This window comes from Pseudoalteromonas luteoviolacea, assembly GCF_018100925.1.
Taxonomy (GTDB): Bacteria; Pseudomonadota; Gammaproteobacteria; order Enterobacterales; family Alteromonadaceae; genus Pseudoalteromonas; species Pseudoalteromonas obscura.
Genome location: NZ_JAGJEH010000007.1, coordinates 79,401 through 96,937, shown reverse-complemented (window position 1 = coordinate 96,937; position 17,537 = coordinate 79,401). Strand labels below are relative to the sequence as shown.

Annotated in this window: 15 protein-coding genes; 11 read left to right on the top strand and 4 right to left on the bottom strand. The window is 40.4% G+C overall.

Annotated features, from left to right (window positions below; translation table 11 throughout):
* Positions 1 to 70: 70 nt before the first annotated feature.
* The 3 genes from J8M00_RS16050 to J8M00_RS16040 are packed head-to-tail and all read right to left on the bottom strand — an operon-like array spanning position 71 to position 5,025.
* Positions 71 to 3,169 (bottom strand): efflux RND transporter permease subunit, encoded by a 3,099-nt coding sequence (locus tag J8M00_RS16050; RefSeq protein WP_211011555.1) that lies wholly within the window; start codon positions 3,167 to 3,169, stop codon positions 71 to 73.
* Complete coding sequence (locus J8M00_RS16045) at positions 3,166 to 4,281, bottom strand: efflux RND transporter periplasmic adaptor subunit (RefSeq protein ID WP_211011554.1); 1,116 nt, start codon at positions 4,279 to 4,281, stop codon at positions 3,166 to 3,168. Before J8M00_RS16045 ends, J8M00_RS16050 begins: the two co-directional genes overlap by 4 nt.
* A gap of 18 nt (positions 4,282 to 4,299) precedes the next feature.
* Positions 4,300 to 5,025 carry a TetR/AcrR family transcriptional regulator gene (locus tag J8M00_RS16040; protein ID WP_211011553.1) on the bottom strand — a complete coding sequence of 242 codons (726 nt, stop codon included), beginning with the start codon at positions 5,023 to 5,025 and terminating at the stop codon, positions 4,300 to 4,302.
* Positions 5,026 to 5,523: 498 nt separating this feature from the next.
* On the opposite strand from J8M00_RS16040, the gene J8M00_RS16035 reads away from it, so the two are divergent.
* The 10 genes from J8M00_RS16035 to J8M00_RS15990 all read left to right on the top strand — a co-directional run bounded on the left by J8M00_RS16035 (position 5,524) and on the right by J8M00_RS15990 (position 15,927).
* A complete protein-coding gene (locus J8M00_RS16035) occupies positions 5,524 to 6,345 on the top strand; it encodes a GNAT family N-acetyltransferase (RefSeq protein ID WP_211011552.1) in 822 nt (273 codons plus the stop codon).
* 102 nt (positions 6,346 to 6,447) lie between these two features.
* The gene (locus J8M00_RS16030) at positions 6,448 to 7,302 is read left to right on the top strand and encodes a helix-turn-helix domain-containing protein (RefSeq protein ID WP_211011551.1); all 855 of its coding nucleotides are present in this window, start codon (positions 6,448 to 6,450) and stop codon (positions 7,300 to 7,302) included.
* Positions 7,303 to 7,480: 178 nt separating this feature from the next.
* Positions 7,481 to 8,275, top strand: coding sequence for a siderophore-interacting protein (locus tag J8M00_RS16025; RefSeq protein ID WP_211011550.1), 795 nt, complete (start codon positions 7,481 to 7,483; stop codon positions 8,273 to 8,275).
* 375 nt (positions 8,276 to 8,650) lie between these two features.
* Positions 8,651 to 9,730 carry a restriction endonuclease gene (locus tag J8M00_RS16020; protein ID WP_211011549.1) on the top strand — a complete coding sequence of 360 codons (1,080 nt, stop codon included), beginning with the start codon at positions 8,651 to 8,653 and terminating at the stop codon, positions 9,728 to 9,730.
* A gap of 96 nt (positions 9,731 to 9,826) precedes the next feature.
* Positions 9,827 to 10,117, top strand: a complete 291-nt coding sequence (locus J8M00_RS16015) for a hypothetical protein (protein WP_211011548.1) — start codon at positions 9,827 to 9,829, stop codon at positions 10,115 to 10,117.
* Between the two features lie 123 nt (positions 10,118 to 10,240).
* Positions 10,241 to 10,684 (top strand): hypothetical protein, encoded by a 444-nt coding sequence (locus tag J8M00_RS16010; RefSeq protein ID WP_211011547.1) that lies wholly within the window; start codon positions 10,241 to 10,243, stop codon positions 10,682 to 10,684.
* A 152-nt stretch (positions 10,685 to 10,836) separates the two neighbouring features.
* On the top strand, positions 10,837 to 10,989 hold the full coding sequence (locus J8M00_RS16005; RefSeq protein WP_211011546.1) for a dsDNA nuclease domain-containing protein: 153 nt from the start codon (positions 10,837 to 10,839) through the stop codon (positions 10,987 to 10,989).
* A gap of 1,245 nt (positions 10,990 to 12,234) precedes the next feature.
* The gene (locus J8M00_RS16000) at positions 12,235 to 13,530 is read left to right on the top strand and encodes a hypothetical protein (RefSeq protein WP_211011545.1); all 1,296 of its coding nucleotides are present in this window, start codon (positions 12,235 to 12,237) and stop codon (positions 13,528 to 13,530) included.
* Positions 13,531 to 14,025: 495 nt separating this feature from the next.
* The gene (locus tag J8M00_RS15995) at positions 14,026 to 14,898 is read left to right on the top strand and encodes a hypothetical protein (protein WP_247687423.1); all 873 of its coding nucleotides are present in this window, start codon (positions 14,026 to 14,028) and stop codon (positions 14,896 to 14,898) included.
* A gap of 177 nt (positions 14,899 to 15,075) precedes the next feature.
* Complete coding sequence (locus J8M00_RS15990; protein ID WP_211011544.1) at positions 15,076 to 15,927, top strand: trypsin-like serine protease; 852 nt, start codon at positions 15,076 to 15,078, stop codon at positions 15,925 to 15,927.
* Between the two features lie 70 nt (positions 15,928 to 15,997).
* Here the strand turns inward: J8M00_RS15990 and J8M00_RS15985 are convergent, their stop codons facing one another.
* Entirely contained in the window at positions 15,998 to 16,456 is a 459-nt protein-coding gene (locus tag J8M00_RS15985; RefSeq protein ID WP_211011543.1) for a hypothetical protein, read from the bottom strand.
* A gap of 410 nt (positions 16,457 to 16,866) precedes the next feature.
* Between J8M00_RS15985 and J8M00_RS15980 the strand changes: the two genes are divergently transcribed.
* On the top strand, positions 16,867 to 17,496 hold the full coding sequence (locus J8M00_RS15980; protein ID WP_211011542.1) for a hypothetical protein: 630 nt from the start codon (positions 16,867 to 16,869) through the stop codon (positions 17,494 to 17,496).
* Positions 17,497 to 17,537: the final 41 nt, after the last annotated feature.

Here is a 17,537-nt window from a genome sequence, read left to right as displayed (position 1 = left end):
ATTTGAAACGTATCGAGCTTGAGAACAGAGGGTTGCTCAGCTTACATGTTAGCTGAACAACCCAGAAGTCTTAAATTTGAGTAGCAAATTGCGTTTCACTGAGTGCTTGCTCAGACTCTACTTCGCCTCTGTGATCTGTCGCTAGCTTTTCGTAAAGTAACGGCAGAACAATCAATGTAAAGAAAGTGCCAATCAGCATGCCTGCAACCAGAATAATACCTATGCTGTTTCTAGCTTCGGCACCGGCTCCCGTAACCAGTACTAGAGGGAAGTGGCCCAGTACAGTCGCGCCAGTTGTCATCAAGATTGGGCGAAGGCGGGTTGCTGCTGCACCTTTGACGGCATCAAACTTGTTTTTTCCTTCAAGTTGCAAATGATTGGCAAATTCAACGATTAAAATACCATTCTTTGCGATTAATCCTATCAAGGTGATAAGGCCAATTTGGCTGTAAATATTCACGGTAGTGAGTGATAAAAACGGCAGCATAAGCGCACCTGACAATGCAAGTGGTGCACAGCCTAAGAGCACCACAAGTGGATCTCTAAAGCTGTTAAATTGGATTGCGAGTAAGAAGTACACCACAATCATGGCCACCAATAATACACCCACCATGGTGTTACCCTCCTTACGAAGTTGCCTTGACTCTCCAGCATAATCAATAGAGTAATGGGCAGGTAAAATGTCTTTGGCAAACTCTTCAATGCTGCTCAGCCCTTGTTCCTTTGTGATGTGAGGTAATACACCCGCCAAAATTCTAAATGAACCTTGTTGGTTGAAAGATCCGAGCACTCTTGGACTTGTGAAAGTTTTCAATGTCGCAAAAGCTGATACAGGAATTAATGTACCTTGATCTGTTCTGACCTGCATATTGAGTATATTTTCAGGGTTATAGCGCTCATCATCGCCAACAATCGGGATCACACGATAGGCCTTGCCATCTTTATTAAAGTAGTTGGCGAAGTTATTTGACATCAATACGCTGAGTTGGTTATTGACATCTGCAAGGTTTAGCCCTAAATCAGCCACAAGTAAGCGATCTATTTCCAACTCAGCCTGCGGTAAGTCAATTTTCAGATCTGTATTCACGAACATGAACTGACCACTGGCATTGGCTTTGGCAATGATTTGGTCAGCGTACTGTTTCATCGTTTGTGCATCGTCACTAGAGCGTAATACAACTTCTACATCAAACTGACCTGCGGTAGGTAAAGATGCCGGTAAAATAGGAAACAAGCTCAAGCCTGTCACACTGCCAAGGCGTCCGTATAGATCAAATAGTAAGTCGTGAACAGAGTTCTCGCGTTCTTCAAATGGCGCAAGTTCTACACCACCGAAACCAGCGGCAGCTGTGACTATTTGCCAAGTAAACTGACCACCTTCAGTTGCATTCATAACCCGTGCTGTGTCATTCATTTTTTCCGCTGTATACACCTGAGAAGATTCTGGTGGCGCCTCAATAACAACCTGAACACTGCTTTGATCCTCAATCGGGGCAAGCTCTTTTTGTGACAATAAATAAAATGGCACTGACAATAATGAAAACACAATGGCAACAAAAAATATCTGAGGTCGCCACTTAAACAAGGTATCTAGGCTACGAAAGTAAAATGCTTGTAGCCTGTCAAAATAGCTATTTACAGCTCGTGTAAGTTTGCCTTCTTTACCGCCTTCTGGGTTTACATAAGCACTCATAATGGGCGAGAGTGTAATCGCAACCAGTCCTGAAATCAGTACGGCAATCGCCAAGGTAAAGGCAAATTCTCGGAATAGAAAGCCAGTTAAGCCAGTTAGAAACCCTATTGGAGCATATACTGCGGCGAGGGTCAGCGTCATTGCAATAACTGGCACAAGTAGCTGTCTTGAGCTGATCAGTGCAGCTTGCAACCTTGGCTTACCTTCTCGCATGTGACGGGCAACGTTTTCAACCACTACAATAGCATCATCGACAACCAGTCCGACTGAGAGCACAATGGCCAAAATCGTAAGTAGGTTCAATGAGAAACCCATCATGTAGATCACTGCGACGGCACCTAAAATAGAAATTGGAATCGTGATCAAAGGCACCATAGCAGTTCTAAATGAGCCCATCATTGCTACAACAACGATACCTACTAGGAGTACAGTTTCGGCAAGCGTGGTGAAAATTTCTTTGATGGAATCACGCATATAAAGCGTGCCGTCATAGCCAATCGATATTTTCATATCATTTGGTAGGATCTGATTGATTTCGTCGAGTTTTTTATAAAGAGCATCACCGATATTAATTTCGTTGGCACCTGGTAGCGCCCAAACAGCAAGAAATACTGTGTCGTGATAATCAAGTCGTGCTGTGACCATACCTTGCGCTTCGCCTACTTCAATGTCTGCGATATCCCGAAGCTTTAATTGCGCACTGGCAGTTTCTTTCACGACTAGATTTTCAAAATCAGCTGCGCTTTTCAGGCTGGTGTTTGCCATTAAATCGATACGTTGACGGTTGTTTTCCGTGTAACCAATGGTCGCTATGGTGTTGTTTGCTTGCAGCGCTGCAAAAACGTCGCTGGCACTGAGGTCGTAAATGGCCAATTTATCGCTATCTAACCAAATACGCATCGCCGGGTTTCGTCCACCTTCTAGGGTGACTTTTTGCACACCTGGAATATCCGACATAGATGGCACAACATTACGAACTAAGTAATCACTAACTTCATTTCTGGGTAGACCCTGTGACTCCACATCAAGATAAAAAACGGCATAGGGGCTATCTGCGCGAACAATTTGAATGGCAGGATCTTCAGCGCCAGTTGGTAGTTCAAACTTAATTTGGTTGAGCCGGGTTGTAAGTTCAGCTAGTGCATCGGTGGTACTGTGGTTGAGATCTAACCAAGCCGTCACTTTACTCATACCAGAGGTTGTGACAGAGTCGACATAGTCAACACCAGGTACAGTTGAAGCTACGCGTTCGATAGGCTCTGTGACATAGCCTTTTACAACATCTGCCGCAGCGCCTGTATAAACGGTATTGATCACCAAAGAAGCACTTTCAATTTTGGGGTATTGCTGTACAGAGATCTGCTTAGCCGCGTTAACACCAGCTAATATGATCAGCAATGAGAGTACAATTGCCAATACAGGTCGATTGACAAAAATGTCCATTACCGATGGTTTATTTTCGTGTAATGAACTCATTGCTGTGCTCCACCTTGGCTGTCGATTGAAGCTGTTTGCTCCGTATAGACCAATAGATTTTCACTGAGCTTAAACGCCCCTTCACTGGCAATAAACTCACCACCAGAAAGCCCTGTCAGAACGATCTGGTTGTCTTGTATCTTGTCGCCCAATGTTACTTTGACCGGTTTTGCTCGCCAATTCTGCTGTTCGTCTTTTTCGAGTTGATAGACAAATTCGCCAAAATGACTACGCGTAATGGCGTTAGTCGGGACTAATACTGCTTTGATGGTATTGGCGGGGACTGTGACCATAGTCATTTGATTATGATTAAATCGATTATCTGAATTTGGTAGCAGCGCGCGGTAACTTTGTTGTCGAGAATCAGAATCAATGCTGGGTTTTTTGGCTATGATCTTCGCGTGGAAATCTTTGAACTCAGCACTACTTGAATCAGTCAGTGAAATACTTACTTGGCTGCCAATATGTGGTTGTGCCAATGTTTGAGGAACATGGAAGTCTACCCATATCGCATTGTCGCTACCAATCATCGTGGTAATTTGACTATTTACATCTAAAAACTGACCGATCTGGTATTGGTCAAGGCCTGTTTGACCAGCAAATGGAGCACGGATGGTTTTTTTAGCGATCAAGGCTTGCAGGTTTTGCACTTCAGCTTCGCCAATACTGACATCGGCTTCTGCTTTATCAACTTCGTCTGGACTGATCCGCTTTTGTTTCAACAGTTTTACGACACGTGCATAGGTCGATTTGGCTAATTTGACGCGTGCCTTAGCGGCTTTTAAATTTGCTTCGTCAATACTGGTGTCAAGTTGCAACAATACTTGCTCAAACTCTACTGTGTCACCCGGGTTAAAGCCAACATAGGTAATTTGCCCTGGATATTCATTACTGATAGTCATGTTTTTTCGTGCTTGTAGCTGACCAACCACTTTGATATTGCTGGTATGCTCAATCGCTTTTGCATAGGTGCTTTTTACCGATGCTGATGGTTCAGGAAATGATTCACCAAAGGCAATTTGAGCTTGTATTTGACTAAACTTGATAAAGCCCAAACTGGCAATCACAACGAGGACAATAAAGGTAGCTGCGAGCCAACGTTTAATATTCATAATTACTCCTATCTGTGATTAACGCAGGTCTAGCGCAATCAGTTTTTGTTCAATATGTTTAAGTGAGGCGTCATTTATAGGCTGTCGCCACGGGTAGCTATTGAGTAGACGTACCGAGCTTCTGATAATTGGGTGGTTAAGAGGTAATGGTGCTAACAATGAATCCGTTCCTTCTATAATCTGTTTAGTCTGCTGCACACGTTGTACTTGTTCATACCCGACCGTCATCGCCCAGCCGCTGATGATGATTTCTTCGATTGCTTCAGATAAGTTCGGTACATCTTCAAGCTCTCCGGCATTAATTGCTTCTACCAATGCTAATTTGAACGAAGACTCACAACGAGACTGTGCTTCAATAATTTTACCGGTCCAATAAGTAGAACCTTTTTTGATGACAGCTTCATTGGTTGCGTAAGTTTGCAGTGCGTAATCAAATTCGAACAATTGTAACTTTAGCGGTGAAATAAGGCTGATCGCGATAATCTTTTCGGGTGCGCTGAGTTCAAGGCCGAGAACTTGGTCGAATATACTGGAGAGATGTGTAAAAGATTCATTGGCAAGGGCAAGCACGATATCCTCTTTACTTTGCACAAACTTGTATACCGAACCCATTGAAAGTCCTGCAATGCGTGCTATTTTGGCCATGGTAAAGTCAGTGATCGACGCTTCATTGATGCATTGTTCGGCAGCGGCAAGGATCATTTTTCGCTGAGTTTGTTGATCATATTTAGGTGCTGGTGCCATCTTATTACTCCATAGGTGACCAGTTTTGATTTGCATTCGAATGACATTCGAATGCTGTTATTTTAACTCTCAAAAACTTGATGTCAATCGAAACAGGCTATTTAATATTCAAGCTTGTCTCCCCCTTAGAATAATTAAATAGGGGTCACTTGAGCATCTCGCTGGTCGACTATGAAAGGTTTCGTCTGAAGTGGAGCGTTAAAGTGAAACAAGCATTTAGTCGTAACCTTTTGAATAATATAAATTAAATGATGTTTATGTTAGTGTGAAATGTTTTTGTTATCCTGAACCATATTAGCGCCAAGCCTTATTGTCAGGTTTGTTAGAGTTAAATTTAGCATCTATTTGTGCGCCTAGTTGATACCTCTTTTTAAGTTGTCGTTTTTATTCAATCTCGAATATATAAATTTCATTAGAATTGCTTTCATTGAGTCGTAGTTGAGGACGGTTTTTAGTGCAAGACTAAGTAATTTAAGCAATATAAGTAGGATTGAAGTGATGTTAAAGATCAAAAAAATGACTCAGCCAAATGAACTCAGCGATTTGAAAACCGCTTATTTTAACGCATCAACAGGTCCCTTAGATGGTATGTGGCACTTTGGATTCGCTCCAATGGCACAGCACTTCGGTTTTTATGAAAGTGAAGTCTTGGTTGGCTTTTGCTGTATCAATAGTGAAAAGTACCTTTTACAGTTTTATTTGTCAGAAATAGCTAATACATTGCCTAGCGAACTATTTACGTTAATTATTAATAACGAAAGTAAGACTGTAGGCGAAGTTAAAGGTGCTTTTGCCAGTACTGCGGAGCCGCAATACCTATCATTATGTATGGATGGCTCAACAGCCCATTCGGTTAATGCACTTATGTACCAGCATTGTGAAGATAAAATCGTGAGAGAAGCAGAAGAGATAGAGCTCATCTTAGCAAGCTATGATCAACTAAACTCGCTAGTAGATTTTGCTTTTGAAGCGATAGATGCACCGAAAGAGTGGCTCACAAGTTATTACACGCGTTTAATCAGCCGTGACGAGTTATGGTATTGGGCAATAAATGGAAGCATTGTCGCGACAGGTGAGTGCCGATTATTTGATGAGCACCAAACACAATTTGCAGACCTTGGAATGATTGTATCGACTGAACACAGAAGACAAGGTATAGCTACTCGAGTACTAGAACAATTGGTAATGATTGCTAAAAGAAAAGGGCTGAACGCTATTTGTTCTACGGAAAGCGGCAATATAGGGGCACAAAAAGCTATTCATAAAGCGGGCTTTAAAGCATTGAATAGAATTGTGCAGTTTGACTTTTCTCATCGTTAAATATTCAGTCTCAGCCGCGTCTTGTGTTTTAGGCCAAAAGTTTTTGCGGCGGTGTAATCAGCTACTATAAATGAATATTACATTTACACATCAGAGAGTATTATGATCCAGTGGTTACAATTCCCTAAGTGTTCTGTTGTGTCTACTTTTGTCGAGTGTTATTGGCTGATTGAGAAGAGGAAGCGAGCGCAAAGTTTTGAGTTTCCTATGCTAAACCCAGATCCCTGTGGTCATTTAATCATGTCTCCCGAGGACCAATCCTATTCTTACAATTTTGGCGGCAATATAGAATGTGGCTTTGGGGATCATATTCTATTTCCCCATTTACAAACCTTACAGCTAGATCACTCCAGTCCTTTTATTCATCTTGGTATTAAGTTTAAAGTCGGCGCGTTCTATGCCATTAAAATCCCCGGTTTTGGTCACCCAACATTGGACCAAGTCGCGGCAGTTGATTTACAGGCCCTTCTCGCAATGAGTAAATTAGAAGTAGTTGATTTGCTATCACTCGCTCGAAAAGACAGTGCTTTGTGTCGCGATAATCTTGATAACGTATTAGTCCGTTGGCTTACTCAATTTCATCATGACAAATACGGTGAATTAACTTCTAGAGTTTTGAAAGTAATCGATATAGAGCCGATAGCTCGGCTAGGTGAGCTATTGCATTGCAGTCAAAGAACACTAGAAAGAGCATTCAGCAAAACGACTGGCTTTACACTGAAACAATGTCAATCAATGAACAGGCTGGAAGCAATGCTCGAATACCTATATTCACGCAGTAAAGAGGAGATAGATTGGGCGGAAGTTGCATGTCGATTTGGTTTTAGTGATCAACCTCATTTGATTCGTTATCTTAAATCTCAGCTTGGATTAACGCCCGCTAAATATGCCATCGACAGAGGGCTAACTATCGATGTATATGGCGGCGTATCTAATTATTTGCATGAGTCTACTTGACGGTTTGTAATAAGCTTATTTTTGCAAGACGAAGCAGCAAAGAACAATTTCATATGTTTAGGTATCTGCTTCTTAATATCTAATGTTCACATCTAAGTCTCAACTCTTTCAAGCACGAGTTTATTAAATATTTCACGCCGCCATTCGTATTAATAACAAAGAACAAAAGGTATCAATGATGGCTGCTGGCAATTATCGCAAAACAAAAGTGTTAGAGAGTGAATATTTATCACCGAATATGAAACGGGTTGTGTTAACCGGACCCGATTTAGCAAGTTTTCCTAGTGGTTTTGAAGGTGGCTATGTGAAGCTGCTATTTACCAAACAAGGTAGAGTACTGCGTGAAGATGAGGCGTTTGAGCAGTTGAGCCGTCAAAATATCATGATGCGTACATACACAGTACGTGGATTTGACAAGGCAACACAACAACTCACCCTGGATTTTGCACTGCATTCTAAGGAAGGCAGTGTGGCACCAGCTTCAGATTGGGCTAGGATGGCGCGGGTTGGAGATGAGATGATCGTTGGCGGGCCAGGAAGTACGATTGGCGTCGATCACAATGCCGATTGGTTTTTGTTTGTTGGTGATATGACAGCAATACCTGCCATAAGTTGTTATTTAACGCGATTACCAGACCGTGCTAAGGGAACTGTAATACTCGAAGTGACGCAACCAGAAGATATTTTGGATTTAACGAAACCCAGTGGTATTGAAGTGATCTGGAAGGTAAATAATACGCCTGGTAAAAATAGCCAATTATTAGACACTGTACAGGCACTAGATTGGATGCAAGGTCATGTTTTTGTTTGGTGTGCTTGTGAATTTGATTCCATGAAAGCATTACGTCGTTGGTTTAAGCGAACAAAAGGCCTTGAAAAAGAGCAGATGTACGTGAGCAGTTATTGGAAATATAACTGTTCAGAAGACGAACATAAAGTCGAGAAATTAGCTGATTCACAACTTTCAGGCTGAGCCTAGCGGAAAAGGAAAGTTGAGAGGAAATTAATCAAGGCGGTACTTTCTTTCTATCTCTTTAAGCCTTATTGGTACATTATGTGAATAAGTGTGATTAATAGGGCTTAATCAAATCTGACAGTCATGTATGTGTCAAAAGCGGACCTTAATGCGTAACTTGTTTCTGCCCCAAAACGTGTTTAGTCGAATGCCTCAAAGAATAGCGGCCATTAGAAAATTATTTTAAAGCACTGATCTTATGCCCAGTTGTTTTGTGTTTTTTCTATAGTCAAGAAAACGACCCATTGGGTCGTTTTTATCCCTTCCATAATTTCTACAATGATTAAAAAATATCTTTAGCAACAAGTTAGTTATTGTGATAGAACCAGTACAATGATAAAAATGGCCCATTGGGTCGATATTAAATTGTTAGGTGAAAAAGAGAGTTCTATGGGGATTTGGGTAACAACCAATACAGGTTTTCGATCTTTTTTAAGCGATAGAATCGGTTATAAATCTGGATTGGCGTTGAACAATACTGAGATGATCGAGCTCCTCGATAGTAACGATCCGCTTTTCGATATTTTTAAAAAACAGAATGAAGAACTTGTTCGAATTCGAACTGATCATATTGAAGATACTTTTCAAATTATGTTGTATCGCTTAGGCGTTACCACTCAAGAGTTCGTGGGGCACGCTCCAACCATGCTCGACATGGAATTTATGCACTCTCCAAATAAGAGAGCTTTGTTCAAAAAAGTATTAAAGCAGCTTGGAGAGACTCATTTCGATCAGGGTAAGAATTCAATATTCGATGACTTCGATGAAGAAGCATATTATGAATACATCCAATTGAATTTGGGTGTTGAGGCGCTGGAGATTGCACATAGGTTAGTGAGCTTAACCAAGGAAAGCGAAGAAGCAAGCCCTTGGGATTGGCTTTCAGCAAGAGTGACCGAATGGCAATCTCCAATTGAACTTAAAGAGCTATTTGAAAGCGAATCGTTAGATGCTATGTATGGTACTTTTCTCGATCAAAGATATATCAACTATTTAGCAAGCAATTCTGACAAGCTATCTACGATGCACTGGAGAAAGTTTGAAGCCCTTACCGCTGAGTACTTTGAGAGAAAAGGTTATAAGGTTCAGATTGGATCAGGAAGGAATGATGGCGGTATTGATGTAAGGGTTTGGAGCAAAGACTCTGAATTTGTTCATCCACCAGTGCAGCTTATTCAATGTAAGCGAACGAAATCAAAAATTGATAAAGTCTTAGTGAAGTCGCTCTGGGCAGATGTGGTTGATGAGAGCGCTAAAGGTGGGCTAATTGTTACGACCTCCTCTTTTTCACCCGGTGCCAGTGAAGTCTGCAAGGTCAGAAACTATCCGATTCGAGAGGCTGGTAGAAAAACCGTAACTCAATGGCTAAACGAACTAAGAAAAACTGGAAAAGGGGTTTTCATGGGTGAGTGAGTCACCTAACAAAGCGCTGTTGTCGGACTGGTTTTCCGCTGCGCTCCAATCCAGCCGCAGAGCGCGGCGTTATATACCAAGGGAATTCTGTTCAATATGAAAGTTCAAATTACAAATATCTCAGGTCACCAAACAAGTAAAGTCCTTGCAATTACCTTTGCTATTTTAATGTTGCCATTTAGCTTTATAGCGCTATTTTTCTTTTTTATCACTCCCGAAATGGAAACTAACAATGGCGAGAAAATTCCTAATTTTCCTTTTTTATTCTTCGCTTTAGCTCCTTTGTTTTATGGTGTAATGTTTTATTTTATGCAGCGGTTATTTTGCTGGGCTTACAATATTGTTGCCAAAAAAGTTGGCGGCTTTGAATTTGAAACTTCAGAGTAAAAGGCATATAACAAGTGCCTAAACCAAAGGACGCAAAACGCATGGCTTGCGCTCCTTTGTCGCTAAGTATAGCCATGCATTATGCGCCCCATATTGAGGCGGTATATTTTTAAGGGATTGCACATGAAATATATTATACTGGCAATGTTGGGGCTTTCTAATATTGCTTATTCATCTCCTGATTTTCCTATCGGCAACTGGGAGGCTATAAGCCGATCTGGTCAAGCTATTTATGGGAGCTTTACTTTTACGAAAGAAAAGGTCTATTGGGGCTTGTCGCCCGATGCTCCGCCCTGTAGTGCCAATTATTCAGTTAAAGTAACGAGCCCTGAAAACTGGGATATAAAGTTCTCAAATAAAAAATGTGATTATGATGAGATGAATAATAGCAGTCATAGTAGAAGGCTTGTCGGAATAAATTTACGTATCGACGCTAGCCTTAATAGTAAATATGATAAGAACAGTATAAGGGCGTGGGTGTCTACAAAGTCTGATGGGTGGAAATCTACTGGGGAAGGTATGTATCAACTTTATAAGTGGAGTTTCTACGAAAAAATAAAAATATAACAAGTGCCTAAAAGCAGGCTTGCGCTCATTCCTCGCTTAATTTAGCCTGCAATTTTTCGTCGTTTATTAGGTGTTATAAGCCGTAATCCTTAATCCTTAATCCTTAATCCTTAATCCAGTATGGAATATACCTGTGATTCTTGTAAAGGATTATGATGGAGTTGGCTAAAAACTTTATTGATGTGCCTCAAACAGAAAGAGGTGGCGAAATAGCTAAAAAAGGTTTTGACTTTCTAGCCTGTTGGGCACTTTCTCATATGTTTGAATATGAACTTCAAGGTAAGGAGTATGTTTTTGATTTTTAATATCATGACGACGTACTTATTCTTGACTCTGAAAAATTTCCATAAAAAGCTACGTTTTCGCAAGTTAAAACTAATGATAAACCTTGGGGATTAAGTAAATTAATTTCAGCAACAAAGAAAAATCCTATTTAATTTATTGGGGATTTATTTGAGCAAAGTAATAAGTTAAATAATGCAGGTGTTGAATTAATGTTTGTTTCTTATACTTGCTTTAGTTTTGATAACAGGAATATGTTCAAGGCTGGTGAGATCAAACCAGAGGAGCAAGGTGCTTTAATAAGCAAAGTATCTTAGGTGCTTATTTGTCAGGTTGGTTTTTAAATTCATGAATGTCAGCAGTTGAGGGACGAGAGTGGGTGTGAACATTATATTTTAATTAAATTTTAGTTTCTTCTCATGAATGGTTGTGAGCTTAAACCAGATTTTAATCGGTGGTTAATATTATTTCGAAATGCAGCTCTTTGAGATAATTCAATATGGTGTATACAAATTATGCATACACCAAGTTTTCTAAAATAGCCTTAAGCTATTTTTCCTGGCACCAATCGTTTTGGCCACCTGTAAGGCAATTGAACGTGAACTTAGCACCACCAGCAATATTATTTGTCTGGCTTTTTGCTAATTCAGAGTTCTTAAGAGTAAGAGATTTAAGGTTCTTTTTTTTGAAAGATAATTGCATGAGAAATCCTTTATAAATATTTCTTGAAATAAAACGTAATTTCCAAGATTCGAATTTAATATATTTTTTAAATTGTTAGCTGTCAACATTTTGTTTCTTATTATCCATTAACTTACTTGGGTTTAGTGTTTTTAGCTTTTTTTAATTTGTTTTTTTATTGCTCTGATTGTTTCCTTATTGAACTCTTTTGTGTTGTTTTTATTTTTTTACTGTTTTTGTTTTGTTAATTTTCAAGGTTGTTTTTTATTTTGAATTGGGTTTTTACTTTGTTTCTAACGAGTGTTTTTTGTGCTGGTGTTTACTGTTATAATAGGTTTGTAATTTTTTCTTCTTCGGTGCAATAAAAAGCATAACCAACTTTTCATTCTCATATTATTTTGTCATTCATGCGGGCTTAAATTTTCATCCCCCCTTGTTTAACTCAGCGTTTATTATTAATTTTTTAATATAATCAGCTGAATTTTGAAAAGCCTACAGAGTTCTTGTTTATATACTTGGATTACTATCCAAACTGTGCTACTAGTAAATTTACTTTAAATTGTTCAAAAAATAATAAAGAGGTAAGGATGCGTTCAGTTCTATTTTTGTGGTTGCTCCCTTTGAGTTTTTCATCTAGTGCCGCCGATATCTATTTTCGCGGTAGTGAGTGCACCGAAGCTGCTAATGCTAAAGAGGTTTACCTTAGAGAAGAGGCTAGCTTTGAGAAAGGAGAAGCAAGAAAAGAGGTTATGTCAGCATTGAAGCAACGCTTGCTAAACAAAGCATCTCAGTTGACCTATGAAGGTAATAGTACTGGCTATATCGTGGAGTCACTTAAGTTCAAACTCGATGAGGCTAAAATCAAGGGAGGCAAAATTACAAGAAGCACACGGGTAACTGGCTTTTTGCAGCTTTCCCCTGTTTCACAGTGCAGCCATGGGCAAAAGATAAAGCAAGATGAAGCGAATAAACTCGGCTTTGTTTATAACTATGCGAAAATCTCACTGGAAAAAGTAGAACTTGAAAATGCTATTCGTGGGCAACAATTGCGCTCTGCGCTACTGAACAAAGATAGCGTATACGGACTTAAATTAGGCACTACATATGAGCAAGCACTGAACAAAATTGGTCGATTTAGTTTTGATTGGCAAGTCAATAGTAAGTGGCGGTTAACCACCATTGGTCGTAATACTGCTTTGTACTTTCACCAAGGCGTATTGGTTGGAGCGCAATACAACCGACAGTTGCTTCCTATGATATGGAGCAATCTCATCGAACTTGCAGCCACAAAACCTACCATGGAAGCAGGTGGTGTTGAAGTCAGTTTACTTCACCAGGCAATTTCGGATTCATATTTAGCTGAACTTGAGCATAAGTATGACATGTTGGACTACGATACATTCAGAGTTTCAGAAGATGAAGTTGAGCTAAGGCTATCAGGGGTTGTGATAGGTGATACACTGTCGTTGAAGGAGGTTGTACCTACCATGGCCTGTTATGATGAGCGTAGAGATGTGCAAAGCTTTATTGACGAATATGGAGAGCAGTTACCTGCCTTTTATGATCAGTTGGGTAATAAGGGCTTAATCACTGGGTGCAGTCAAATTATTAATCTATGGGATGACCGAAATTTTAAGTCTTTATCTCTAATTGAGCAGGCTAATTTTAACAGCGCCAAATTACTTTTATCTAAGGCCATTTCAAACGCTTTGTCTGACTGGTCTTTTTACAATGTGAAGTACCTCAATGGTATTTCGGCACATCCGGAACTGGTCATTAAAGACAGTAAAGATGGTATATATGAAGTTCAAATTGGCGGTTGGTTTGGGCACTTTAGCACGGATCAAGAGTTAGCTTATGAAGGTGTCTTTTATCTTCAATAGCTAATAAGTCAGGGGCCGTCCACTTGCCGACGACAATATGCTGCTCACTTTTAAATGCTGTGGTGAGCGGCAGCATCCTTTGCCTGAGGTGGTCATTTGTATCAAAGACCATTTGTAGACAAAAAATAGGTTTGCAAAAAAGTAATATTAACACTGCGCCAATTTAGAACAGAAGCGGCGATAGATAAGTTTGCTGACTGTACTGTTTCATTTGGGATAGATTATTTTCCAAAAATCGAGCTTAGCTTGAGGGTACTACAAATATTGTATAAATGTAGGGGGCGTTAAGCTGCGTTAGCCTCCAACTCCCGCATACGATTTGGCTAAGAAAACGACTGTCCCGCCACCAATTTTTCAACGTTAATATATTGATATATATACTTACTTTCTTAATCATAGAAAAGTTCGTGACAAATCAAGTAAACGTCAAGTCAATTGTTCCACAGTGGATATGCTGCAATCAAAACGTTGATTAATAAAACTGAGGAGTTATCTATGGGAAGCGTTAAATCACTGTGGGCAGGTGCTGTGTTCATGGCATTTGCTATGACTGACTTTGCTTCGGCAATGGAACGTAACGGGCCAATGGTTGGACCCTATTTGGGCCAGAAACCACCAGGTTCGGAGCCAAAAGTATTTGCTCCGGGAAGTGTGTCTGCGAAACAGCGTGATACCAATCCATTTTTTTCCCCAGACATGTCGGAGTTTTACTTTACGAGGAAAGATCCCAAAGCCAACAAGTGGTCGCTTATTGTATTCAAGCAAATTGATGGTAATTGGCAGGAATCGACAGTAGGGCCGCGTATTTGGCGGCCATTACTTGCACCTGATGGCAAAACGATGCACATGGGTAAATATGTAATGATGAGAACTGCGGCAGGGTGGTCAAAGCATCGAATATTGGCCCCTATGTTTGATAGAGAAGATTGGGGAATAATGAGGCTGACAGCTGCTGCAGATGGCACTTACGTATTAGATGATTATAAAAGCGGAGACGTCCTGCGAATATCATCTCTGGTGAATGGAAAACGAACTAAACCTGAACGATTAGGCCCACAAATCAACACGGGCAAATATAACGCTCACCCTTTTATTGCACCGGATGGATCGTATTTAATTTGGGATGGTGTTCGTGAATCAGGCTACGGTAATTCTGATTTGTATATAAGTTTCCGTGACAAACAAGGCCGTTGGGGTGAAGCCATCAACCTTGGTAGCAAGGTAAATACCAGCGCAAGAGAGGCTTCTGCCAGTGTGACTCCAGATGGGAAGTTCTTATTCTTCAATCGTGCTACCAAGGAAAATGACAGCGACATCTTTTGGGTTGACGCCAAAGTGATAGAAGACTTAAGGCCAAGTAATAGTTAGGTTATTAGGCAACATGCACAGGGTAGTTGTGTTACTGAGAACTTATTGCAACAGATAAGAAAAAGCTGATACGCTCAATGGCTAGCACAAAGTATATTTAATTACGCTCATACTTCGTTTTTTAATATTTAAATCATATCCAATCATAAGCGGTGTAAAAATAAAAACAGGGGTTATATGAAGTATATTTTACTAGCCTTGGGCTTTATAGCACTCAATGCAAATGCCATTATTATTCGTCATGATGTTCAAGAGACTAATTATTTAGCAAAACCTGATGACTTTCCGCCACTTGCAACATTTTACATAGATGGTGCTCATGGCATCCTGATTTCATCAAAATGGATTCTAACAGCGGCACACACAACATTTTGTTTAAACTCTGGCACCAAGATAAAAATGAGCAAAGGCAGTGCGACAGTCAAAAGGTTACATATTCACCCTAATCACACTCCGGGCATTAGTCATGATATCGCTTTGGTAGAGCTCATGGGGGACGTCGCGCATTTACCCCCTGCAACCTTGTATACCAGAAATGACGAAACAGGGCTGCCAATTTGGTTTATTGGTATAGGCGGAACAGGCAATGGTATTACAGGTATCACCGTTGATAACTATGAAAATAAAGGGGTTCTCAGAAAGGCTCAAAATCGTGTTGAGGAAGCGAAAGGCCCGATTTTGACGTTTAAGTTTGATAAAGGTGAACATGCCTTACCACTTGAAGGAATATCTGGCGGTGGTGATAGCGGTGGGCCTGCCTTTATTGAAACTGAGCGCGGAATTCAGGTGTTAGGCATAAGCTCTCGTTACGGTGGTGGACCGTCTGAGAAGTATGGTAGCTTTGAAGTGTACTCACGTGTTTCGCATTTTACTCCTTGGATTAAGGAGGTTATGGACAAGTCAGACAAAGCGGTTAGCTCAGGTGTGAGTCTCGACAAGTTGAAGCACCTACCGGGCGGATTGAAACCGTCAGATCTCCCTGCTTTATGTCCAGGTATATTGATTAGCCATGAAGCGTTGAGCAAATAGCGTATGTCAAAGTAGGCAGCCAAACGTTGCCTACTTGGTGTATCTAGTGCAAGAGTTACAAGGCGATCTACTACTGCAATTTTTTAATATGCATCTGAGGGTGTTTTTGCATCACCGCATTAAGCGCTTCGTGCTGGTTGTCGTCAATTTCAACATGCAAAACTAGAGGGTGCCTTTCTCCTTGAGTGAAGTCTTTACACATCATGTAATATCGTATTAAGTCTGAACCCACCATGCCACATACCCAAATGCTAAACAGTGCAAGCACAACAGTCCCTATTACGGCGGCAGTTGGTGGTATAAGTACCCAGGTAACTGCGAAATACGCGCTTACAATGATTGCCAACAGCACAACTATCTCTGATTTTAAAATCCCGACAATATGATTAGTAAGGCAGTCATGTAAAGGATGTGCCTTGTTATCACACAGAGCGCTGACATCTTCGGTATCTAGGTGCAGGGCTTCCAGCTCATCTTGTGTCTCACGAAACGCAGTGTAATCGTGGCCTTTGATAATGTAGTGATTCATACAACCTCCCAACATTCAGTGTGTACATCTATACGTTGAGAGAAGCTTCATGGTTTACTTGTACAAAAATGCCAATAAAACCTAGGCTAATCAGCTGATAATTATAACTTTATTGGTTGGTTGCTATTGACGTTGCGTGTGACCATATTGACAAAGGTAATATTAAAGAACTGGCAATATTATCTAGTTCGATTATTGATATTTTATTTATATTAATAGGGGCGGATTTATCTGTTTAGTTATTTTCAATGTTGATTAAAGTGGGTGGATTTTAATTGTATGAAAAATCAATAAAGCGCATTGGTTTATAAAGGTGGTTTATCGTAATGCTTTGTAATGTTTAAGCCTCACATTTATTACTAAGCTAATTTACCGAAACGCTCAGTCAATTAAATTAAAAGGAGATGAAAATGAAATTACGTAAATTAGCAAGCGGTAGTTTAATCGGAGTAACTGCACTTATTATGCACTTTTCAAGTGTTGCAGGAGAATCCAATGTTAATACTAATGACGTTCCAAGCAACGTAGATTATTATCAAGATGTCGGAAAGTATGTGACGAAGGTTGGAGAGTTGTCGCCACATGACAGGCAAGAAATACAAGCGTCGTACTGGGAGCGAATGAATGGCAATGGGTCAGGGTGGTACGCAACAAATGGTGGGATCCGCGCCGTATATGGTGCGGGTGGCAGTGATAGAAGTGTTGAGCAATTTCTTGCAGATACATATGGATCAGTACCTTGGTACTGGGCTACTACTGCAACGGTAAAGGTACAAATGGATGGCAACGGTTCTAAAGCATACCGTTGCCCAAGGAATCACCTAGTGACTGAGCTTTATTATGCTGATAGCGGCGATGACAGCGTTGAGGCATTACGGTGTAAGGCGATGAGGTCGCATTCAACTGGATCAGAAACCGCTGTCCGTGTACCTTATACAGGTGTTGCTTATTGCCCGAGTGATTATTACTTAACGGGTATGCGCTATAAAGATTATGGTGATGATTACGTCGAAGAAATAATTTGCTCAAAAGTTTATTAATCACAGTTTAAAAGTTGTTACTTGATATTGTAAGTGTGATA